Genomic DNA, 20,184 nt, shown 5'->3' on the forward strand with positions numbered 1-20,184 from the left:
TTCTCCGTGTCGAAGTTGCCCCCTATATGGGCAACAAAGGGGCAAGGCTCAAGGTTGACTTCTGCCGCAGGCCCCGGGCATTGAGGCGCATATGCAGGCAGTACTGAATTTTCCCGACCTTTCACCCGAACTGTTCTCGATCTCGCTGTTCGGGATGGAGCTCGCGCTGCGCTGGTATGCACTTGCCTATATCGCCGGGATCATCATCGCCTGGCGGCTGGCGGTGTTGGCGACCCGGCGCGCGACGCTCTGGCCCGCAAACACCCCGCCGATGGCGCCCGCACAGATCGAGGATCTGCTGACCTGGATCATCCTTGGCGTCATCCTGGGCGGGCGGCTGGGTTTTGTCCTGTTCTATCAACCCGCCTATTACCTGGCCAATCCGGCCGAGATACTGATGGTCTGGCAAGGCGGCATGGCCTTTCATGGCGGCCTTCTGGGTGTGGTGATCGCGGCATGGCTCTATTCGTTGCGCCACAACATCCCGAAACTGAGCCTGGCCGACCTGATCACCCATACGGTGCCACCGGGCCTGCTGCTGGGGCGGCTGGCAAACTTCATCAATGCCGAGCTGTGGGGACGTCCCTCGGACTTGCCTTGGGCGGTGATCTTTTCGGGTCAGGCGGCGCAAGACTGTCCGGGCATCGTAGATCTCTGCGCCCGTCACCCTTCGCAGCTTTACGAGGCTGCGCTCGAAGGGCTGCTGCTGGGCGCGCTGCTGTTGTGGCTGGTCTGGCGGCGCGGGGCGCTGAAACGGCCGGGTCTGATCACTGGTGTGTTTCTGGCGGGCTATGGTCTGTCGCGCTTCGTAGTCGAGTTCTTTCGGCAGCCCGACGCGCAATTCGTCACCCCCGGCAACCCGCTGGGCCTGGCCTGGCAGCTGGGTGACTACGGCCTGACCATGGGCCAGCTGCTGTCGCTGCCGATGATCGCGCTGGGGCTGTGGTTCGCATTTCGCGCCCGCGCGGTACCGGCATGACTCTGACCGGCCTATTGCTGGAACGGATTGCTCAGCAGGGGCCGATCAGCCTGGCCGACTACATGGCCGAGTGCCTGCTGCATCCTGAATACGGCTATTACACCACCCGCGACCCGCTGGGCGCGGCGGGCGATTTCACCACCGCCCCCGAGATCAGCCAGATGTTCGGCGAACTGATCGGGCTGGCACTGGCGCAGGCCTGGATCGACCAGGGGCGGCCTGCACCCTTTACCCTGGCCGAGCTGGGGCCGGGGCGCGGCACGCTGATGAGCGATGCGCTGCGCGCCACCCGCGCTGTGCCCGGATTTCACGCCGCCGCCCGGCTCTGGCTGGTCGAGGCCTCGCCGGTGCTGCGCGCCACACAGACTCAGACGCTGGCAGGGTATGCCCCGCAGTGGTGCGACACGGTCGGCGCCCTGCCCGCACAGCCACTGTTTCTGATTGCCAACGAGTTTTTCGATGCGCTCCCCGTGCGCCAGTTCCTCCGCGCGGGCGCGGGCTGGCGCGAACGTCTGGTCGGTGCGCGTGACGGCGTCTTGCATTGGGGGCTGGGCGCCGAGACGCCGCAACCGGCGCTGGCGCATCGGCTGGAGGATACCCGCGAGGGCGATCTGGTCGAGCTTTGCCCCGCCGCCACACCTATCATCACGGAACTGGCCAGCCGCATCGCCGCTCATGGCGGAGGCGCGCTGATCGTCGATTACGGTGACTGGCGCTCGGTGGGAGATACGGTTCAGGCGCTGCGGGGCCATGCCTCTGCCGATCCGCTGGCCGATCCCGGTCAGGCAGATCTGACCGCGCATGTGGATTTTGAACAACTGGCCGTGGCCGCCCGCGCCGCCGGATGCGCCCATAGCCGCCTGACGGCGCAGGGCGTCTTTCTGGAGCGCCTGGGAATCGCACAAAGGGCCCAGGCGCTGGCTCGCACCGCTGATGAAACCATTTTGAACCAACTGGTCGCCGCACATCGCCGGTTGACGCATCCACAGGAAATGGGAAACCTGTTCAAGGTGCTGGGCCTCTATCCCGCCGACGCCACCTCGCCACCCGGATTGGAACCATGACGCTGGAAATCCTGACTGCCGACAGCCTGTCTTTTGTCCGCCACGGGTTCTTTACCCGCAGGGGTGGCGCCTCGTCGGGTGTTTTTGCGGGGCTGAACTGCGGCACCGGGTCAAGCGACCAGACAGAGATCGTGGCCCTCAACCGTGCGCGTGTCGCGGAGGCGATGGAGGTCGGACACGACGCGTTGGTCGGCGTGCATCAGGTGCATTCACCTGACGTTGTGACCATTACCGGGTCTTTGGGGGAAAAACCGCGGGCCGATGCGATCGTGACCGCGACGCCCGGTCTGGCGCTGTCGGTCCTGACCGCCGATTGCCAACCCGTGCTGTTTGCCGACCCTGACGCCGGAGTGATCGGCGCCGCCCATGCCGGATGGCGCGGCGCCCGCGACGGGGTGCTGGAGGCGACGCTGGATGCGATGGAGGCGCTGGGGGCCCACCGCGGCAATGTCACCGCCGTGATCGGCCCCACCATCTCGCAACGCGCCTATGAGGTCGGCCCGGATTTCTTTGATGATTTCCTGACCGAGGATACGGACAACAGCCGATTCTTCGCGAATGGGACCGGAGACCGGATGCTGTTCGATCTGCCTGCCTATGGGCTACACCGCCTGCGTATGGCGGGTTGCGGCCGGGCAGAATGGACACGCCACTGCACTTACTCGGATCCCCATCGCTTTTACTCGTATCGACGCGCCACACATGCACGCGAAGCCGATTACGGGCGGCTGATCTCGGTCATTCGCCTATAGGTGCGAAGCGGTAGTCGACGCGGGCCCGTTTTGCCACATTCTGGCCGCACGATCCGCAGTTACAAGCTACCCCAATTTTCGAATTTAGATTTCATTTATATTTTTAAACCACTTACAAGCTAACAACATCCGATTTACCGGACGTTAATCAGTGCCGGAATGTCGCTCATTTTTCAAGGAACGGCCCCAGACCTGCCCCAAACTGCTGGCAATTTGAATAGCAACGGAAACGTGTCGCCGCACAGTCGGCACTTAGGCAGGAGTGAAACCATGGCTCAGACCCGCTTTGTGAAATCGGTAGTCGCAAACGCAGAAAAGATCGAGGTCCAGATGCCTTGGGCGCGCGGTGTGCGCCGGGCGGCCATGATCGCGCGCAGGAATACCGCACAGCGCAAGCTGAAGTCGGCCTGAGGCGTAGGGGATTAGTCGCAGAGGGCTGCTCGCTGCTCCTCTTGCGATCTGGGTCGGACGCTGCCCCTGACCGACCCGGCACAAGAGCCCGCCCCGCGCGTAGCGGGGCGGGACTTGGGGCAACGTAAAGAGTTCGGGCGCTTGCGCCTGTTTGGAAACAGTTCTGAGGGGAACGCTGCATTGGCCACGGAAACCAGGTTTTTCTGTCGCTTTTTTTGACAAATTGAACCGTTTCTCGTCATGTTTCCACTGAGTTCAGATGAGGACATCTTGTCCGTCTGACGTCGTCGGTGGGGGCCGGCGCAGATGCGACCCGAAGTAGGAAAGGGCCGATATCGCCATGTCTATCCCCCATTCGCTCGCTCGAGCGGCGCGGAACGCTGTTCAGACCAGCCCCGTCTTGCCGGATCCGGCTACACTGCGAGGACCCCAGCAGCGCCCACAAATGCGCCGATACGAGGTCAACACTCTTCTGGAAAACGGCAATGTCGTGCAAACCCGCCACATCGCCCCGGCCCTGCCGCTTTTCGAAGATGCGTTTTGTGCCTTTTCGCGTGGATCGCTGATCGACACCGACTGCGGCCCGATGGCGATCGAAGATTTGCTACCTGGAGATCGGGTAATCATTCATGACGGCTCGGCCCAGGAAGTTGTCTGGAAGGGCTCGACCGTGATCGTGCCGGGCCGCGTCTCGGCCACCGGTCGCGACTATCGGCTGACACGGATCATGGCGGATGCCTTTGGCATGCAGCGCCCAATGTCCGGCGTCATCGCCGGCCCCTCAGCCCGGCTTTTGGCGACGCCGGGACACCTGCGCGCGCTGGCGGGCGATCAGCCGATGCTGACTCCGGCACAGCATTTTGTCGATGGCATGGGAATCATCGAAACCGCACCACCGACCCCTGTCGAGGTCTTCCACATTTGCCTGCGGCGCCATGCGGTTATCAATGTCGACGGTTTGCAGTTCGAGACCTATCACCCCGGTGTTCAGGCGGTGCGGGTCCTTAATCAGGCGATCCGCTCGCTATATCTCAATCTGTTTCATCACATTGATCAATTGACCGATTTCGGCCCGCAAGCATTTCCTCGCGCGGGAGAAGGTGAAATCGACGCGATCCCCGCCTAAGGAAGCGAACATGGGTTTACTGGTTTTTTGGGGCTTGAGTTGCCTGGCGATAATTTTTCTGCCGCCGATGTCTGCCCATCCGCCTTCGGAAAAGATCAGGCTGTCCGGCTCAAACGCTCCTCGAGCACATCGAAAGGAACGCCGGGTTCGTCCTTCGCCCCGCGAATGACAAGCGAGGTCTTGACGCTGGCCACGTTGGGCGTTGTCAGCAACTGACCAGTCAGAAAACTCTGGAAACTGCTTAGGTCCGGCGCCACGCATTTCAGCATGAAATCGACCTCGCCGTTCAGCATGTGACACTCGCGCACCAGTGGCCACTCGCGGCAGCGCGCCTCGAATGCGCTCAACTCTACCTCGGCCTGACTTTCCAGCCCCACCATGGCAAAGACCTGCACCTCGAACCCCAGTTCGCGGGCGTTGACCTCGGCGTGATAGCCCCGGATCAGCCCGGCATCCTCAAGCGCACGGACACGTCGCAGGCAGGGCGGCGCCGAGATTCCGACCCGCTTGGCCAGCTCGACATTGGTCATGCGGCCATCCGCCTGAAGTTCCGCCAGAATCTTGCGGTCTATCTCGTCCAGCCGGTGCGCGACCATGAACAACTCCCGTTTTTTGCGGTTCTTATAACAGCCCCGGTCGGCTGCGCAATAATCTTTCGTACATGCGCAATTTTCTTCCCGAGCCTTGCCGGTTCACACCCCGATGCCCGGCGGCACACGCGAATGTGCAAAGGGGTTTAAGAGCGCGCGCCGGGCGGTTATATCCCCTCTTCGACAGGCGGTGCGCCGCCAGCCAACTGCATTGGGGATATCATGGCCGAGACACGTCACACCAAGGTTCTGATCATCGGCTCGGGGCCCGCTGGCTATACCGCCGGCGTCTATGCCAGCCGCGCCATGCTGGAGCCGATCCTGGTTCAGGGGATCGAACCGGGCGGCCAGCTGACCACCACCACCGAAGTCGAGAACTGGCCCGGCGATACCGAGGTGCAGGGCCCCGACCTGATGGTGCGGATGGAGGCCCACGCCAAGGCGATGGGCTGCGAGATCATCGGCGATATCATCACCTCGCTCGATACCTCGGCCCGCCCCTTTGTCGCCAAGGGCGACAGCGGCACCACCTATACCGCCGACGCGGTGATCCTGGCCACCGGCGCCCGCGCCAAATGGCTGGGGATGGAGAGTGAGGAGAAATTCAAGGGCTTTGGCGTCTCTGCCTGCGCCACCTGCGACGGGTTCTTCTATCGTGGACAGGAAATCGTGGTGATCGGCGGCGGCAATACGGCGGTCGAAGAGGCCCTGTTTCTGACCAATTTCGCCTCCAAGGTGACGCTGATCCACCGCCGCGACGAGCTGCGCGCCGAGAAGATCCTGCAGGATCGCCTGTTCAAGAACGAAAAGATCGTGCCGCTCTGGTTCCACCAACTGGAAGAGGTCTATGGCACCGACAGCCCGCTGGGCGTCGAAGGGGTCAAGGCGCGCAACGTGCAAACCGGCGAGATCACCGACATCCCCTGCAAGGGCGTGTTCGTGGCCATCGGCCATGCACCCGCCAACGAGCTGGTCAAGGATGTGCTGGAGCTGCACAACGGCGGCTATGTCAGCGTCAAGCCCGGAACCACCGAAACCTCGATCCCCGGCATCTTTGCCGCCGGTGACCTGACCGACCACAAATACCGCCAGGCGGTGACCAGCGCCGGCATGGGCTGCATGGCCGCGCTTGATGCGGAACGGTTCCTGGCGGAGCAGGAGTGATCCGGTGATCCCCTTCTCCGGCACCGTCTGGAGAATTCTGTTCGCCGATCAGGCCGGGGCGCCCACCGCCCCGGCCCGTGCGCCCGAAGGGCGGTTTCACCATTCTGGCCAATGGGCGCTTTATGCCTCGCTGACGCCCGAGGGCGCAGGCGTGGCGATCCGGCGCTATGTGGGGCCGCAGGACCCACCCCGTGTGATCGTGCCGCTTTTGGTGACTGATGCCCGGCTGGCCGATCTGCGCGGCCGCCCCGAGGTTTCGGTGGTCTGGCAGGATATCCGCGCCTCCGGCGCCCCCGCGCCCAGTTGGGCCTATTCCGACGCGGCCCGGGTCGAAGGGGCGCAGGGCCTGCTCTATTCCTCGCGCTCGCGTCCCGAACTGAGCCATATCGTGCTGTTCGGCCATGGCCCGGTCAGAGCAGAAGGCGCGCCGCCCCTGCCCTGGCCCGGCCCCGAACTCACCACCAGCTGACTTGACCGCCCGGCTCCGGCCCCACACAGTCAGGTTTGGGACCACAAGAGACGGGCGGCATGGGCACAAGCGCACTCTGGCGGGGCAGTTTGGCGACACGTCTCAGGATCGCAACCGGGCTGATCCTGTTCGCCTATGCCTTCTTTCACTTCGTCAATATCGGGTTGGGCCTGATCAGCCCCGTCTGGATGGCCGCGTTTCAGGATGCCCGCCAGGTCGTCACCCGCAGCCTGCCGGGTTCGGTTCTGCTCTATGGCGCATTGCTGATCCATGCCGGGCTGGCACTGACGGGGCTGGCGCGGCGGCGGTCCTTGCGCATGCGGCCGGCCGAGGCGATCCAGCTTGGGCTGGGCCTGCTGATCCCGCTGCAACTGATCGCACATCTGGTCCACACGCGGTATGCCCACGAGGTTCACGGCGTCAATGACGAGATGAGCTATCTCATCATCCTGATGTGGCCCAATATCTCGATCTGGCAGCAAAGCGGGCTGTTGCTGGTGGTCTGGATTCACGGCTGTATCGGCCTGCATTTCTGGTTGCGGCTGACCAGCTGGTGGCGCGCCTGGGTGCCCTGGATGATCGGGCTGGCGGTTCTGGTGCCCGCCTTCGCGCTGGCCGGGCTGCTGACCGAGGGGCGGCGCATGTTCGCGATCTTCACCGACGATGCGCAGCGGCCCGGTTACATGGAGGCGTTCAACTGGCCCGATACAGAGACCTTTGTCGCGCTTTTTGCTGTCAAGGATTGGGGGCTGGCCCTGTTCTGGGGGTTGCTGGCGCTGGCGGCGGCAATCCACCTTGGGCGCAAGCTGATGCGTCGGCGCAACGCGGTCCGCATCCGCTATGTGGACGGGCCCGAGATCGTGTCCGAGCGGGGCCTGACCCTGCTTCAGATGTCGCGCAGCCACGGGGTGCCCCACACAGCGCTTTGCGGCGGCAAGGGGCGCTGCACCACCTGCCGGGTGGTGATCGAGGAGGGGGCCGATCTGCTGCACCCGCCCTCGGAGGTCGAGCTGCGCTCGTTGCGGGCTGTCGGGGCGCCGCCCAATACCCGGCTCGCCTGCCAGATACGGCCCACCGATCCGGCCACCGTCTTTCGCGTGTTCCGCCCCGAAGGCGGCCGCAGCCGCGCCCATGCCAGCCAGGGGCAGGAACGGCAACTGGCGGTGCTGTTTCTCGACATGCGCGGATTTACCGCCCGCACCACCGGACAGTTGCCCTATGACGTGGTGTTCCTGCTCAACCGCTTCTTCGATGCGATCGTTCCCTCGGTCATCGGCGCGGGCGGCACGGTGGACAAGTACCTGGGCGATGGCTTCCTGGCAGTGTTCGAGGCCCGCGACGCCCAGACCTCGGCCCGCGCCGGGATCGAGGCGGCGCGCAGCATCGGCGCTGCGCTTCATGTGTTCAACCGCACGCTTGCCGCCGAAGGCACACCGCCGGTGCGCATCGGCATGGGCCTGCATCTGGGCAATCTTGTGCTGGGCGAGATCGGAGCCGCGGGCCATGCCCCCCGCACCATCATCGGCGACACCGTGAACGCCGCCAGCCGGCTGGAGGCGGAGACCAAGGCGCTGGGAGTTGAACTGCTGATTTCCCATGCGGTCCTGGAGGCGGCCGGGGTCGAAACAGACGGGCTGGAGCTCCGAGAATTCACCTTGCGCGGGGTGCCGCAACCGGTGAGCGCCCTGCCCGTTACCGCTGCCGCAACGCTGTCATTGGGGCAGCCCAGCGACGAACAGCGTTCCGATTAGCCCGGCAAACCGGGGAATGAGCCGAAAAAGTTTCACCTTTTTCGGTCAAATCCGGCAAAAACCATTTGATTTGTCACGGAATGGCACAATTCGTCCTTTGTTGCGCCGCAGTCCTAGACAATCTGCGGCCCACGGGTCTATTGCACCGCCAGCACAGACCCCTCAACACAGTGACCTTACAGATCAAGAGTATCGACATGACCATGCTGAGCAACCTCGCTCCGATCCCGGAACTTTATGTCTCCTACGACTCGGCGCAGAAACTGAAGATGGAGGCGGCCGAGCTGAAAAGCCACGACCTGACGCCCCGCCAGATCTGCGACCTCGAACTCTTGATGAATGGCGGCTTCTCGCCCCTCAAGGGATTTCTGGGCGAGGCCGACTATGACAATGTCGTCGAGAACATGCGGCTGGCCGACGGCACCCTCTGGCCCATGCCCATCACGCTGGACGTCAAGGAAGAGTTCGCCGACGGGATCGAACTGGGTCAGGACATCGCGCTACGCGATCAGGAGGGCGTTATTCTCGCCACCATGACAGTGACCGACAAATGGGTGCCGAACAAGGCGCACGAGGCCGAAAAGGTGTTCGGTGCCGACGATCAAGCCCATCCGGCGGTCAACTATCTGCACAACGTGGCAGGCAAGGTCTATCTGGGTGGACCTGTGACCGGCATCCAGCAGCCCGTGCACTACGATTTCCGCGCCCGCCGCGATACGCCGAACGAACTGCGCGCCTATTTCCGAAAGGTTGGCTGGCGCCGCGTCGTTGCTTTCCAGACCCGCAACCCGTTGCACCGCGCGCATCAGGAACTGACGTTCCGCGCCGCGCGCGAGGCACAGGCCAACCTGCTGATCCATCCCGTTGTCGGCATGACAAAACCGGGCGATGTCGATCACTTTACGCGCGTGCGCTGCTACGAGGCTGTGCTGGACAAGTATCCCGCCGCGACCACCACCATGAGCCTGCTGAACCTGGCCATGCGCATGGCTGGCCCGCGTGAGGCAGTCTGGCACGGTCTGATCCGCAAGAATCATGGCTGCACCCATTTCATCGTCGGACGCGACCATGCCGGCCCCGGCAAGAACAGCCAGGGCGAGGACTTCTACGGCCCCTATGACGCGCAGGAGCTGTTCAAGAAGCATCAGGATGAGATCGGCCTGGAAATGGTGGACTTCAAGCACATGGTTTATGTGCAGGAAAAAGCGCAATATTACCCCGTCACCGAAGTCCCCGAGGGCGACACGGTGCTGGATATCTCGGGCACCGAACTGCGCCGCCGCCTGCGCGAGGGGCTGGAGATCCCCGAATGGTTCTCCTTCCCCGAAGTGGTCAAGGAACTGCGCCGCACCTCGCCGCCGCGCTCGAAACAGGGCTTTACCGTGTTCTTCACCGGTTTCTCGGGCTCGGGCAAATCGACCATCGCCAACGCGCTGATGGTCAAGCTGATGGAGATGGGCGGTCGCCCGGTCACCCTGCTGGACGGCGATATCGTGCGCAAGAATCTCAGTTCCGAACTGGGCTTCTCGAAAGAGCACCGTGACCTCAACATCCGCCGCATCGGCTATGTTGCCAGCGAGATCACCAAGAATGGCGGCATCGCCATCTGTGCCCCGATCGCGCCCTATGCCAACACCCGCCGGGCGGTGCGCGAGGACATCGAACAGTTCGGCGCCTTTGTCGAGGTGCATGTGGCCACCTCGATCGAGGAATGCGAACGCCGCGACCGCAAGGGCCTGTACAAGCTGGCCCGCGAAGGCAAGATCAAGGAGTTCACCGGGATCTCGGACCCCTATGATGTGCCCGAGGCCCCTGAACTGCGCGTCGAGACCGAGAATGTCGAGGTCGACAACTGCGCCCACCAGGTGCTGCTGAAGCTGGAAAACATGGGGCTGATTGCCGGCTGATCGGCACCAGAGCCAAACGCAAGAAGGCCCGGGATCGCCCCCGGGCCTTTTTCATGACTGCCTAAAGCTCGTCCAGGATCATCTGCGCCGCCCGCGCCTCATGCGCGGCATAGGGGGCAAGCTGGTCCTTGAGCGCGCGCAGGGCGGGCAGCCGGGCGGCGTAATCCTCGGCACTCATCGCCATGACCGCGCGGCGAATATCCTCTTCGCCCTGACACAGGATCATCGCGCGGGTATCGACGAAATCAGCGATATTCGGGCAGCCCCAATAGATCGGCACCGTCTCACAGAGCACCGCATCCAGCAGTTTCTCCGAGAAATAGTTCCGCTCCTGCACATTCTCGATCACCACGGAATAGCGATAGGGCGCCAGCCCGTCGGCCTTGCTGTCAAACGGCTGATACCCTCGGCCCAGAACAGCCACGTCCTGACCGCTGGCGCGCACCCAATCCACCACCGCATGGCGCAGCTTGTGGCCGGTGCTGTCCCGCTTGGCCGAGGCAATGAGCGAGCATTGCGCCACCTTTTCGGGTGTCAGATCGCGCCACTCGGGCACCCATGTCGATCCAAAGAGCAAGAGCCGCGCATTGGGAAGGCGGTCCACCGCCTCTTGGTTAAAGGTCAGGACCCGGTGAAAGCGCCGCCAGGTGACGCGCAAGAGTGCGTAATGCTTGGCATGGATCACCGCCGGTTCCGCCATGATCAGCGAGATACGCGCGCGCGTCCCCCGGTTCAGCCGGAAATGGGTTCCGGTGCGGGGATAGACCAGCAGGTGATCCCCCGGCCCCAGATCGCCCACGGTTCTCCCTGACAGGCGTTCGGGGCATCCCAGCGGCCAGTTCAACCGGTCGAGCGGTGTGCCGGACAGGGACGGCCCGAGTTTCATGCCATAGGGCAGAACGGCAATGGCGGGATCGGACATGCGCTTATCCCGGCAGGTGGACCTGGCCGCGCATCAGGACATAGCCCTGCCCGGCGACCTTGATCCCCGTCATCGCCTCGGGTGGTCCCAGACGCGTGACGCGCGCCTGACCGGGGCGGCCCATGCCATGCCCCTGCTCTGCGATGAACGCGTCTTTTGCCATCAATCCGTGATGCCACAGATAGGCGGCCATGGCGCCCGTCGCCGATCCGGTGAACGGATCTTCGGGCGGGCTGGGCGGCGCCAGCAGCAGCCGGGCAAAGGTATCGCCCGCCCCGGTCGCGCCCTCGAGCGTGACCAGAAACGGCTCCAGCATATCCGACCCATCATAGCCAAGCCCCGCCGCCATCCGGGTCAGCGCCGCCACATCCAGCCGCGCGGCCTCGAGCGCGGCGCGGTCGCGCAGTACGGTGATGCAAAACGGCAGCCCGGTCGACACCATCTGCGGCGGCGACACGATGGCCTCGGGTGGCAGGCCGATGACCCGCGCCACCTGCTCGGCGGGCACCAGCGCGCCGAATTGGGGCGCCACCTGGGTCATCTCGATCTCGTCCCCCGAGATGCGGATCGGCACCAGCCCGGCGCCGGTTTCCAGCACCAGATCGGTCTTGTCGATGAAGCCGCGCGCGGCAAGCGCGGCGACGGTTGCGATGGTGGGATGGCCGGCAAAGGGGATCTCGCGGCTGGCGAGGAAATAGCGCACCTTCAGATCGGCCACATCCGACGGGCCGGTAAAGGTGCATTCGACCAGCGAGGTCTCCCGCACAAAGGCCATGCAGGTCTCGACCGACAGGGCCGCGCCGCCATGCACCACGGCACAGCCATTGCCGCCAAAGGGGCGGTCGGTGAACGCGTCCACCCAGTCAAAATCGTACCAGTTCATCCGCGACCCTTTCGCCATCTGCCCGCAGAACCGCATGTTTCGGCGGTTCCGCCGCAAATGTCACGCGGGAAATCCGGCCCCGTCGCGGGCGCGGATCAATGCACCGCGACGGGCGACAGATCGTTCTGGCGTGCCAGCACGAAGGCCATCCGCCGATCGGCCACCAGCGCCAGCTGCTCTCCGGCGGCATTATGCACCGCGTAAAGGTGATCACGCCCACCCGCCTGTTGGCGAACCTCGTCGGGCAAATCAGCAACATCGACCGTCTTGACATAGACGATCCGGTCGCCGTCATCCTTGAAATCGAACGGAGTATGCATCGCTTACCCTTTCCTGATATTGATCGTCTGAACCACCGATTGCGGCACCGCGCGGCTGAGATCGACATGCAACAGACCGTTTTCCATCACGGCCTCGCCCACCTCGACCCCTTCGGCCAGCACGAACATGCGCTGGAACTGGCGCGCGGCGATGCCCCGGTGCAGGAACACCCGCCCCTCGCTGTCGTCGCTCTGACGGCCACGGATCACCAGCTGGCGATCCTCGACCGTGATCGACAGATCCGCCTCGGCGAAACCGGCCACCGCAAGGGTGATCCGATACGAGGTGTCGGAGGTCTGCTCGATATTGTAGGGAGGATAGCCCTCGTTCCCGGATTTGGCCGAACGTTCCAGCAGCCGTTCCAGCTGCTCGAAGCCCAGCATATGGGGGTAAGAGCCCAGAGTAAGTTTCGACACGTTTCTCTCGTCCTTGTGGTCAAAGCGACGTTCACGCGCGGCCCCGAAACCGGCAACCGCTTGACACAGAATATGGGAAGAAATCGGACACACCACAAGGTCTGGCCGAAATCAGAGTAAAAGCGTATTCTTTGCAGCACCTTGTAAACAGACCTGCGAGTCGCCCGAATGAACGCACCCAGTGATATGTCGATGAAAACGGATGAGGTTCTACGGGTCGAACTGGAAGTGTTCCGCCGCCAGCACCGCGACCTGGACGAGGCCATCGCCGCGCTGGAGGAAAAGGGCACCGCCGATCAGTTGACGGTGAAACGGCTGAAGAAGCAGAAACTGCGCCTCAAGGACATCATCGCGATGATCGAGGACCGCCTGACCCCCGATATCATCGCCTGATCCGGCCTGTCCCGGCACGCCGCCATACCGCATTGCCAGTTGGCCGGTTTTGGCTATAGTGCGCGCTCTTTCCACAAAGGGCGGGGCACATGGCAGGGGTCAAGGTAGGGATCATCATGGGCAGCCAGTCGGACTGGCCGACCATGAAGGGTGCAGCGGAAATTCTGGATGAGCTGGGCGTGGCTTACGAGGCGCGGATCGTCTCGGCACATCGCACCCCGGACCGGCTGTGGGACTATGGCCGCGCCGCCGTGGGGCGCGGTTTGCAGGTCATCATCGCCGGTGCCGGCGGGGCCGCGCATCTGCCGGGCATGATGGCGTCCAAGACGCGGGTGCCGGTCATTGGCGTGCCGGTGCAGACGCGCGCCCTGTCGGGGGTCGATTCGCTTTATTCCATCGTGCAGATGCCCAAGGGCTATCCGGTTGCCACCATGGCGATCGGCGCGGCGGGGGCGGCCAATGCGGGTCTTATGGCCGCCGGTATCCTTGCCTTGCAGGACTCGGGCCTGGCCGAACGGCTGGATGCCTGGCGCACGGCGCTGTCGGCCTCGATCCCCGAGGAGCCGGTCGATGAGTGAGGCGCTGAAACCGGGGGCCCGGATCGGTATCCTGGGCGGTGGCCAACTGGGCCGGATGCTGTCGGTTGCTGCCGCGCGGCTGGGCTTTGTCACCCATATCTATGAACCCGGCGCCAACCCGCCTGCCGGTCAGGTGGCTGATCGGGTGACCACCGCAGGCTATGACGACGCCGCGGCCCTGGCGGCATTTGCCGCCTCGGTCGACGTGATCACCTACGAGTTCGAGAACATCCCGACCGAGGCGCTGGATATCCTCGAGGCGCACCGCCCGATCCGCCCCGGTCGCGAGGCGCTGCGGGTCAGTCAGGACCGGCTGACCGAGAAGAGCTTTCTGCGCGATCTGGGCCTGATGACGGCGCCCTTTGCCGATGTCACCGATCTGGCGAGCCTGGAAGCCGCGATTGGTGAGATCGGCACACCCGCGATCCTCAAGACCCGCCGCTTTGGCTATGACGGCAAGGGGCAGGCACGGCTGAAATCGCCGGGGGATGCCGCGCCGGCGCTGGCCGACATGGCAGGCGCGCCCGCGATCCTCGAAGGGTTCGTGCAGTTCACTCACGAGGTCTCGGTCATCGCCGCGCGTGGACTGGATGGGCAGGTCGCCTGTTTCGATCCCGGTGAGAACGTGCATCGCGACGGTATCCTGCACACCACCACCGTGCCTGCGCGGCTGAGCGCGGCGCAGCGCACCGACGCGGTGCTGCTGGCGGCGCGGATCCTGAACGCGCTCGACTATGTGGGCGTGATGGGGGTCGAGCTGTTCGTGACGCCTGCCGGGCTGATCGTGAACGAGATCGCACCCCGGGTGCATAACTCGGGCCACTGGACCCAGAACGGCTGCGCCGTGGACCAGTTCGAGCAGCATATCCGAGCGGTGGCGGGTTGGCCGCTGGGCGACGGGCAGCGGCACGCGGATGTTGTCATGGAGAACCTGATCGGCGCCGATATGGATCGGGTGCCCGAGCTGGCCACCGAACGCGATCTGGCGCTGCATCTCTATGGCAAGGCCGAGGCCAAGCCCGGTCGCAAGATGGGACATGTCAATCGGATACGGCGAGGCGGTTGAGGCAGGCGGCGAAATCCGGCACGGATTTCGCGCGCCCCGCCGACGGCCCGTTGGGCCTGAGACGGGGCGCAGCCCGTATCGCGCTGCGCGCGATGCCTCCGGCGGGAGTATTTGCCTGCAAAGTGAATGAGTTCAGGTCAGGAAACGTGTGGCCACATCCCCGGACATGTAGCTGACCCGGCCCGCGGCAAACGTCGCGGCGACCCGGTGGCTTTGCGCGTCGAGGATCACCAGATCGGCACGTTTGCCGGGTGCCAGTTCCCCCCGGTCGGTCAACCCCAGCACCCGGGCCGGGCTGCTGCTGACCAGCGCCCAGGCGGCGCCCAGGTCGAGAAGGCCCGTACGTACCAGCATCAGTGCCGCGCGGCGCGGGCTGGGATAGTGGTAGTCCGAGGCGAGCGCGTCGCACAGTCCCATGGCAATCAGGTCGAGCGCGCTGACATTGCCCTTGTGCGAGCCGCCACGCACAACGTTGGGTGAGCCGAGGATGATATGGCCGCCGCCCCCGCGTGCGGCCTCAGCGGCCTCGAGGGTCTCGGGAAACTCCGAGATCGTCAGCCCGCGTCGCTGCCAGGTGACGCAATCGGCGGCGCTGTGGTCGTCATGACTGCCCATGCGGACCCCCCGCCGGTGCAGGTCGGCGCAGAGTTCATCCAGAGCTTTCGGCACCTGCGGGCCATTTGCATGCAGCGCCTTCAGCAGTTCCAGATGTGCCTCGGGGCTGCGGCCCGCCTTGAGCGCCTGCCCTGCAAGCCTGGGCGGTTTGCGTCCCTCGGCCAACCGCTCATGCGGCAAATGATCGTTGAATACAACGTAAGGAACCTGCCATTCCACGAGCCGCTCGGGCAGTGTCGCGTAATCCGCGAGCAGATGGGTTTCGAAACGCAATTGCGGGATCAGATCCGTAACCAACCCGTCCCGGACCTGTCGGATCGCCTGAAACACATCTGCGGCGAAATCCGGGCCACGCAGACCGCCCTCCCAGCTCCAGAATTGAGCCAGTACAGCGGTGGTGATCCCGTTGGCCGCCAGTTCCGCCTCGGCGGCCACAACGCCTTCGGTCATTTCCTTCATCGCACCCCTGCGCGGCGCCATGTGCCTCTCGAACCCGTCGCCATGCAGATCGACAATGCCGGGCAAGACCAGGTAGCCGCTCAGATCGACGCGGCGCCCGGCGGGGGCGTCAACCACCTGCCCACCCGACAGGAACAGGTCGCAGCGCGCGGGGCCATCGGGCAAAAGCACCTCTGCGCCGGTCAGGGTCACCTCAACGCCGGTCATCGATCTCTCTCCCCCGGTGCTTCCCAGCACTCGCTGCGCAGGCAGACGCGATCTATCGTTTCGAAAACAGCGTCGAGCCAGGTCAGGTCCGCATCGAAATGCCCATTCTCGATGAAATGCAGGGTCTGTGCGATGACACGCGGGTTGTTCATCATGAAGGTGTGGGTGACCGGCAACACCAGATGGTCGGTCATGCCCGCCACCCGGGTCGAGGCAACCGAGACCTTGCCGTCATCGGGGCCGGGGATGATCGACGAGAAGATCGGGTTCAGCGACTGATCGCCCGCGATCACGCCAACCGGGTAATCCACCGGTGGCAAGCTGCGCGGGACACTGTCCGGACCAGTACCCAGCGCCAGACCCGCCGGACCGTTCAGACGGCCGAACACCTCCCAGGCGCCCAGCTCGTCGACCAGTTCGCTGCCCTGGTTTGGCGGCGCCAACAACACCACCCGGCCCAGATGGGCGGGCCGGTTGCTGAGCAGCCAGTAGCGGATCAGGATACCCCCCATGGAATGGGCGACCAGATGCACTGTCTGATCGCCACAAGCGGATATCGCTGGCGGCAATGTCTCGCGCGCCAGTTCCGGGATGGGCATGTCGGTCGAGGGATAGCCGGGACGCACCACCCGCAGACCGCGCGCCTCGAACACCTGGTCCATCACCGTCAGCGACGCCTCGGTCCGCGCCAACCCGTGCAGCAGCACGACACAGTCGGCCCAGAGGGCACTGGGCAACAGACAGAGGAAGAGAACAGGCAGGCACCGCATGGGCGCGGCATACTGCGAATTGCAGCGCAACGAAAGGCTCAAGCAGCCGGTGCGCGGCGGATCGACAGCGCGATCCCGCCCAACAGGACTGCGCCACCAAGAAGCAGGCGCAGCGGGGCCGTCTCGCCCAGCAGCAGCACGCCCCCCAGCACCGCGATGACAGGCGCGCTCAGCTGTACCGTCGCGGCGCGGACCGGCCCCAGGGCGGGCACCAACCGATACCAGAGCGCATAGCCGAGACCCGAGGTTGCAGCCCCGGAGACCAGCGCCAGCAACACGCCCTGCCAGGTCATGGCAGGCAGCCCCGCTAGCGGCAGGATCGCACCGGCGGTCAACGGCAGGGCCATCACGAAATTGGCCCCCGTCGCGGCCAGCGCATCCGCTTCGCCCCGCCCCGCCAGCGTATAGGCGGCCCAGCCGATCCCGGCGAGCGCCATGAGACCGGCCCCGCCCGCATCGACGCGAAAGGTGCCCGCCGGCCAGAGCACCCAGACCAGCCCGGCAAAGGCAATCATCGCGCCAGCCAACTGCCGATGCGTCGGCGGCGCACCCGTGGCGGCGCTCCAGCCGAACATGGCGATCTGCACGACACCGAACAGGATGAGTGCGCCCAACCCGGCATCCAGCGTCTGATAGGCCAGTGAAAAACCGACCATATAGAGGGTCAGCGAACCGGCCCCCAGCAACCGGCGCCGGTGCCAGAGGGGCAGCCGCTGGCGCTGCGCCAGGACGAGCAGGGCAAGCATCATCGCTCCGGCCAGCACCCGAACGATGGCAAAGCCGCCCGGATCGGCCCAGCCGCCGGCCACCGCCAAACGGTTCAGGACCGAATTGGCGGCAAAGGCGGTCATGGTCAGGGCGGTAAGGAGGAACAGGCGCATGTCACCGGACTACAGGATTGCGGGCCGGTGCAACAGACACATACGCGTCAGCGCGGTTCCAACGCGAGCGGATAGACCAGCCGCGCCTCGGGCACATTGCCGCCCGGCCCGGCCAGCATCAGATGGTCGTTGGGATAGGGCGCGTGCAACGCCGATGCACGGGCACGCGAAAAACCGCGCGGCTCGTAATAGGCGGGATCGCCCAGCACCACGATGGTCAGGTCGCGCTCTGCCGCCCATTTCAGGGTCAGTTGCAGCACTTTCGAGCCGATTCCACGCCCCTGCACCTTGGGCGCAACCGCCAGCGGGGCCAGACACAGCCAGCCGTCAGGCGCGCGCATCCACGACAGAGCGGCATAGCCCAGCAACTCGCCAAATTCCTGAAAGGTGATCTCGGTGGCGATGTCCCGGTCGGCGCGCAATTCGCGCACCAAATCCGCCTCGGCCCCGGTATCGAAGGCCGAACGCAGCAAGGCATCGACCAGATCGGGGAATACGGCGGGCGGAAATGGTCTCATGCAAAGCTCAACTTTCGCTAGACTGAGGGCGGTTCAGTTCGCCCCGATCGGCGGGTTCGGCATACACCGCATGGCCCGCAAGGTCACGGTCACCCAAGTGTTTTCTTTCCCCGTAAACGAAACCGGCGAGACTCTGCCTGCTGCGGCGGTTGGAAAAACAAAGGGGCCGCCCTAGGGCGGCCCCGGTATTCTACTGCGAAGGGTTTGTATCACATAGGCCCAGAGGCCTATGAACACGCACCTTTGACTGATAATGTTCAGGCGAAATCGCCTCTTACATCATGCCGCCCATGCCGCCCATGTCGGGCATGCCGCCGCCTGCGGGGGCGTCTTTCTGCGGCTTGTCGGCAACCATCGCTTCGGTGGTGATCAGCAGGCCGGCAACCGAGGCCGCGTCTTCCAGAGCGGTGCGGACAACCTTGGCCGGGTCGATCACGCCGAACTTGAACATGTCGCCATATTCTTCGGTCTGCGCGTTGAAGCCGAACGAGGCATCGCCCGATTCACGCACCTTGCCGGCAACCACGGCACCGTCGACGCCTGCGTTCTCGGCGATCTGGCGCAGCGGCGCTTCGATGGCCTTGCGCACGATGTTGATACCGGCGGTCTGGTCGGCATTTGCGCCTTCCAGGCCTTCGAGGCCTTTGCCGGCCTGAACCAGAGCAACACCGCCGCCCACAACGACACCTTCCTGCACGGCAGCGCGGGTGGCGTTCAGGGCGTCATCGACGCGGTCCTTGCGCTCTTTCACTTCAACCTCGGTCATGCCGCCAACGCGGATCACGGCAACACCGCCTGCCAGTTTGGCAACGCGCTCTTGCAGCTTCTCACGGTCATAGTCGCTGGTGGTCTCTTCGATCTGGGTGCGAATCTGGGCCACGCGGGCTTCGATCTCGGCCTTCTCGCCTGCGCCATCAACGATGGTGGTCTCGTCCTTGGTGATCGAGATTTTCTTGGCGGTGCCCAGCATGTCCATGGTCACGGACTCGAGCTTCATGCCAAGGTCTTCGCTGATCACCTGACCGCCGGTCAGGATGGCGATGTCCTGCAGCATGGCCTTGCGGCGATCGCCGAAGCCCGGTGCCTTGACGGCCGCGATCTTCAGACCGCCGCGCAGCTTGTTCACCACGAGGGTGGCCAGCGCTTCGCCTTCGACATCCTCGGCGATGATCAGCAGCGGCTTTTGCGACTGGATCACCTGCTCGAGCAGCGGAACCATCGGCTGGAGCGAGGAGAGTTTCTTTTCGTGCAGCAGGATCATGCAGTCTTCGAGTTCTGCGATCATCTTGTCTGCGTTGGTGACGAAATAGGGCGACAGGTAGCCGCGGTCGAACTGCATGCCCTCGACCACGTCGGTCTCGGTTTCCAGGCCCTTGTTCTCTTCGACGGTGATGACACCCTCGTTGCCGACCTTCTGCATGGCTTCGGCGATCTGGCGACCGATTTCGGTTTCGCCGTTGGCCGAGATGGTGCCGACCTGCGCCACTTCGGCGCTGTCGTTCACGGGGCGGGCGGCGGCCTTGATGGCCTCGACAACCTTGGCGGTGGCCAGGTCGATGCCGCGCTTCAGGTCCATCGGGTTCATGCCGGCGGCAACCGATTTCATGCCTTCCTTGACGATGGCCTGGGCCAGAACCGTCGCGGTGGTGGTGCCGTCGCCGGCCTCGTCATTGGTGCGGCTGGCGACTTCTTTCACCATCTGCGCGCCCATGTTCTCGAACTTGTCTTCCAGTTCGATTTCCTTGGCGACCGACACACCGTCCTTGGTGATGCGGGGGGCACCGAACGATTTGTCCAGAACCACGTTGCGGCCTTTGGGGCCCAGGGTCACCTTGACCGCGTCGGCCAGGATGTTGACGCCCTTGAGCATCTTGTTGCGGGCTTCGGTGTTGAACTTGACGTCCTTAGCAGCCATGTTCTTTCTCCTTGAGAAATTTGATTG

General features: G+C 64.4%; 22 protein-coding genes. 12 read left to right on the plus strand and 10 right to left on the minus strand.

Annotated features, from left to right (window positions below):
- Window positions 1-91: 91 nt before the first annotated feature.
- The 5 genes from lgt to MB818_RS09560 all read left to right on the plus strand — a co-directional run bounded on the left by lgt (window position 92) and on the right by MB818_RS09560 (window position 4,332).
- A complete protein-coding gene (gene lgt / locus MB818_RS09540; protein ID WP_238904911.1) occupies window positions 92-979 on the plus strand; it encodes a prolipoprotein diacylglyceryl transferase in 888 nt (295 codons plus the stop codon).
- Window positions 976-2,043 carry a class I SAM-dependent methyltransferase gene (locus MB818_RS09545; protein ID WP_234177526.1) on the plus strand — a complete coding sequence of 356 codons (1,068 nt, stop codon included), beginning with the start codon at window positions 976-978 and terminating at the stop codon, window positions 2,041-2,043. The genes lgt and MB818_RS09545 overlap by 4 nt, the downstream gene beginning before the upstream one ends.
- Window positions 2,040-2,795, plus strand: coding sequence for a peptidoglycan editing factor PgeF (gene pgeF / locus MB818_RS09550; RefSeq protein ID WP_238904913.1), 756 nt, complete (start codon window positions 2,040-2,042; stop codon window positions 2,793-2,795). The genes MB818_RS09545 and pgeF overlap by 4 nt, the downstream gene beginning before the upstream one ends.
- Before the next feature lie 270 nt (window positions 2,796-3,065).
- On the plus strand, window positions 3,066-3,206 hold the full coding sequence (locus MB818_RS09555) for a hypothetical protein (protein WP_234139336.1): 141 nt from the start codon (window positions 3,066-3,068) through the stop codon (window positions 3,204-3,206).
- 340 nt (window positions 3,207-3,546) lie between these two features.
- Window positions 3,547-4,332 carry a Hint domain-containing protein gene (locus MB818_RS09560; RefSeq protein ID WP_234139335.1) on the plus strand — a complete coding sequence of 262 codons (786 nt, stop codon included), beginning with the start codon at window positions 3,547-3,549 and terminating at the stop codon, window positions 4,330-4,332.
- A gap of 95 nt (window positions 4,333-4,427) precedes the next feature.
- Here the strand turns inward: MB818_RS09560 and MB818_RS09565 are convergent, their stop codons facing one another.
- Window positions 4,428-4,928: an Lrp/AsnC family transcriptional regulator gene (locus tag MB818_RS09565; RefSeq protein WP_234139334.1), complete on the minus strand. Its 501-nt coding sequence runs from the start codon at window positions 4,926-4,928 to the stop codon at window positions 4,428-4,430.
- Between the two features lie 216 nt (window positions 4,929-5,144).
- On the opposite strand from MB818_RS09565, the gene trxB reads away from it, so the two are divergent.
- From trxB to MB818_RS09585, 4 genes are all read left to right on the plus strand, one after another.
- Complete coding sequence (gene trxB, locus MB818_RS09570; RefSeq protein WP_234143164.1) at window positions 5,145-6,086, plus strand: thioredoxin-disulfide reductase; 942 nt, start codon at window positions 5,145-5,147, stop codon at window positions 6,084-6,086.
- Between the two features lie 4 nt (window positions 6,087-6,090).
- On the plus strand, window positions 6,091-6,555 hold the full coding sequence (locus MB818_RS09575; RefSeq protein WP_238904915.1) for an RES family NAD+ phosphorylase: 465 nt from the start codon (window positions 6,091-6,093) through the stop codon (window positions 6,553-6,555).
- A 59-nt stretch (window positions 6,556-6,614) separates the two neighbouring features.
- Window positions 6,615-8,306, plus strand: a complete 1,692-nt coding sequence (locus tag MB818_RS09580) for an adenylate/guanylate cyclase domain-containing protein (RefSeq protein WP_238904917.1) — start codon at window positions 6,615-6,617, stop codon at window positions 8,304-8,306.
- Window positions 8,307-8,503: 197 nt separating this feature from the next.
- Window positions 8,504-10,213, plus strand: coding sequence for a bifunctional sulfate adenylyltransferase/adenylylsulfate kinase (locus tag MB818_RS09585; protein ID WP_238904950.1), 1,710 nt, complete (start codon window positions 8,504-8,506; stop codon window positions 10,211-10,213).
- 61 nt (window positions 10,214-10,274) lie between these two features.
- Here the strand turns inward: MB818_RS09585 and MB818_RS09590 are convergent, their stop codons facing one another.
- The 4 genes from MB818_RS09590 to MB818_RS09605 form a co-directional block, all read right to left on the minus strand.
- Entirely contained in the window at window positions 10,275-11,135 is an 861-nt protein-coding gene (locus tag MB818_RS09590; RefSeq protein WP_234216542.1) for a hypothetical protein, read from the minus strand.
- Window positions 11,136-11,139: 4 nt separating this feature from the next.
- On the minus strand, window positions 11,140-12,018 hold the full coding sequence (locus MB818_RS09595) for a PhzF family phenazine biosynthesis protein (RefSeq protein ID WP_238904919.1): 879 nt from the start codon (window positions 12,016-12,018) through the stop codon (window positions 11,140-11,142).
- Window positions 12,019-12,113: 95 nt separating this feature from the next.
- The gene (locus MB818_RS09600; RefSeq protein ID WP_011046645.1) at window positions 12,114-12,338 is read right to left on the minus strand and encodes a DUF1150 family protein; all 225 of its coding nucleotides are present in this window, start codon (window positions 12,336-12,338) and stop codon (window positions 12,114-12,116) included.
- A 3-nt stretch (window positions 12,339-12,341) separates the two neighbouring features.
- Window positions 12,342-12,755 carry an Hsp20 family protein gene (locus MB818_RS09605; RefSeq protein WP_234143159.1) on the minus strand — a complete coding sequence of 138 codons (414 nt, stop codon included), beginning with the start codon at window positions 12,753-12,755 and terminating at the stop codon, window positions 12,342-12,344.
- 168 nt (window positions 12,756-12,923) lie between these two features.
- Between MB818_RS09605 and MB818_RS09610 the strand changes: the two genes are divergently transcribed.
- The 3 genes from MB818_RS09610 (at window position 12,924) to MB818_RS09620 (ending at window position 14,792) form a co-directional block, all read left to right on the plus strand.
- Entirely contained in the window at window positions 12,924-13,148 is a 225-nt protein-coding gene (locus MB818_RS09610; RefSeq protein ID WP_234139327.1) for a YdcH family protein, read from the plus strand.
- An 89-nt stretch (window positions 13,149-13,237) separates the two neighbouring features.
- On the plus strand, window positions 13,238-13,726 hold the full coding sequence (gene purE / locus MB818_RS09615; protein ID WP_238904921.1) for a 5-(carboxyamino)imidazole ribonucleotide mutase: 489 nt from the start codon (window positions 13,238-13,240) through the stop codon (window positions 13,724-13,726).
- On the plus strand, window positions 13,719-14,792 hold the full coding sequence (locus tag MB818_RS09620) for a 5-(carboxyamino)imidazole ribonucleotide synthase (RefSeq protein WP_238904923.1): 1,074 nt from the start codon (window positions 13,719-13,721) through the stop codon (window positions 14,790-14,792). The genes purE and MB818_RS09620 overlap by 8 nt, the downstream gene beginning before the upstream one ends.
- 132 nt (window positions 14,793-14,924) lie before the next feature.
- Here MB818_RS09620 and MB818_RS09625 read toward each other — a convergent pair whose 3' ends face one another.
- From MB818_RS09625 to groL, 5 genes are all read right to left on the minus strand, one after another.
- Window positions 14,925-16,073, minus strand: coding sequence for an alpha-D-ribose 1-methylphosphonate 5-triphosphate diphosphatase (locus MB818_RS09625; protein ID WP_234216548.1), 1,149 nt, complete (start codon window positions 16,071-16,073; stop codon window positions 14,925-14,927).
- Window positions 16,070-16,843 carry an alpha/beta fold hydrolase gene (locus MB818_RS09630; protein ID WP_234143155.1) on the minus strand — a complete coding sequence of 258 codons (774 nt, stop codon included), beginning with the start codon at window positions 16,841-16,843 and terminating at the stop codon, window positions 16,070-16,072. The genes MB818_RS09625 and MB818_RS09630 overlap by 4 nt, the downstream gene beginning before the upstream one ends.
- Window positions 16,844-16,881: 38 nt before the next feature.
- Complete coding sequence (locus tag MB818_RS09635) at window positions 16,882-17,724, minus strand: DMT family transporter (protein ID WP_234216549.1); 843 nt, start codon at window positions 17,722-17,724, stop codon at window positions 16,882-16,884.
- A gap of 47 nt (window positions 17,725-17,771) precedes the next feature.
- Window positions 17,772-18,242 carry a GNAT family N-acetyltransferase gene (locus MB818_RS09640; RefSeq protein ID WP_234177540.1) on the minus strand — a complete coding sequence of 157 codons (471 nt, stop codon included), beginning with the start codon at window positions 18,240-18,242 and terminating at the stop codon, window positions 17,772-17,774.
- Window positions 18,243-18,516: 274 nt separating this feature from the next.
- Window positions 18,517-20,157, minus strand: a complete 1,641-nt coding sequence (groL, locus tag MB818_RS09645) for a chaperonin GroEL (RefSeq protein ID WP_234139320.1) — start codon at window positions 20,155-20,157, stop codon at window positions 18,517-18,519.
- Window positions 20,158-20,184: the final 27 nt, after the last annotated feature.

Source organism: Ruegeria alba, from assembly GCF_022321465.1.
GTDB lineage: Bacteria > Pseudomonadota > Alphaproteobacteria > Rhodobacterales > Rhodobacteraceae > Ruegeria_B > Ruegeria_B alba.

Bases quoted from the DNA above. Each gene is read 5' to 3' on its own strand.
- pgeF (WP_238904913.1), top strand. From the start codon at position 2,040: ATGACGCTGGAAATCCTGACTGCCGACAGCCTGTCTTTTGTCCGCCAC.
- groL (WP_234139320.1), bottom strand. From the start codon at position 20,157: ATGGCTGCTAAGGACGTCAAGTTCAACACCGAAGCCCGCAACAAGATG.
- MB818_RS09600 (WP_011046645.1), bottom strand. From the start codon at position 12,338: ATGCATACTCCGTTCGATTTCAAGGATGACGGCGACCGGATCGTCTAT.
- MB818_RS09620 (WP_238904923.1), top strand. From the start codon at position 13,719: ATGAGTGAGGCGCTGAAACCGGGGGCCCGGATCGGTATCCTGGGCGGT.
- lgt (WP_238904911.1), top strand. From the start codon at position 92: ATGCAGGCAGTACTGAATTTTCCCGACCTTTCACCCGAACTGTTCTCG.
- trxB (WP_234143164.1), top strand. From the start codon at position 5,145: ATGGCCGAGACACGTCACACCAAGGTTCTGATCATCGGCTCGGGGCCC.
- MB818_RS09580 (WP_238904917.1), top strand. From the start codon at position 6,615: ATGGGCACAAGCGCACTCTGGCGGGGCAGTTTGGCGACACGTCTCAGG.
- MB818_RS09555 (WP_234139336.1), top strand. From the start codon at position 3,066: ATGGCTCAGACCCGCTTTGTGAAATCGGTAGTCGCAAACGCAGAAAAG.
- MB818_RS09595 (WP_238904919.1), bottom strand. From the start codon at position 12,018: ATGAACTGGTACGATTTTGACTGGGTGGACGCGTTCACCGACCGCCCC.
- purE (WP_238904921.1), top strand. From the start codon at position 13,238: ATGGCAGGGGTCAAGGTAGGGATCATCATGGGCAGCCAGTCGGACTGG.
- MB818_RS09590 (WP_234216542.1), bottom strand. From the start codon at position 11,135: ATGTCCGATCCCGCCATTGCCGTTCTGCCCTATGGCATGAAACTCGGG.
- MB818_RS09640 (WP_234177540.1), bottom strand. From the start codon at position 18,242: ATGAGACCATTTCCGCCCGCCGTATTCCCCGATCTGGTCGATGCCTTG.
- MB818_RS09635 (WP_234216549.1), bottom strand. From the start codon at position 17,724: ATGCGCCTGTTCCTCCTTACCGCCCTGACCATGACCGCCTTTGCCGCC.
- MB818_RS09630 (WP_234143155.1), bottom strand. From the start codon at position 16,843: ATGCGGTGCCTGCCTGTTCTCTTCCTCTGTCTGTTGCCCAGTGCCCTC.
- MB818_RS09560 (WP_234139335.1), top strand. From the start codon at position 3,547: ATGTCTATCCCCCATTCGCTCGCTCGAGCGGCGCGGAACGCTGTTCAG.
- MB818_RS09625 (WP_234216548.1), bottom strand. From the start codon at position 16,073: ATGACCGGCGTTGAGGTGACCCTGACCGGCGCAGAGGTGCTTTTGCCC.
- MB818_RS09585 (WP_238904950.1), top strand. From the start codon at position 8,504: ATGACCATGCTGAGCAACCTCGCTCCGATCCCGGAACTTTATGTCTCC.
- MB818_RS09565 (WP_234139334.1), bottom strand. From the start codon at position 4,928: ATGGTCGCGCACCGGCTGGACGAGATAGACCGCAAGATTCTGGCGGAA.
- MB818_RS09545 (WP_234177526.1), top strand. From the start codon at position 976: ATGACTCTGACCGGCCTATTGCTGGAACGGATTGCTCAGCAGGGGCCG.
- MB818_RS09610 (WP_234139327.1), top strand. From the start codon at position 12,924: ATGAACGCACCCAGTGATATGTCGATGAAAACGGATGAGGTTCTACGG.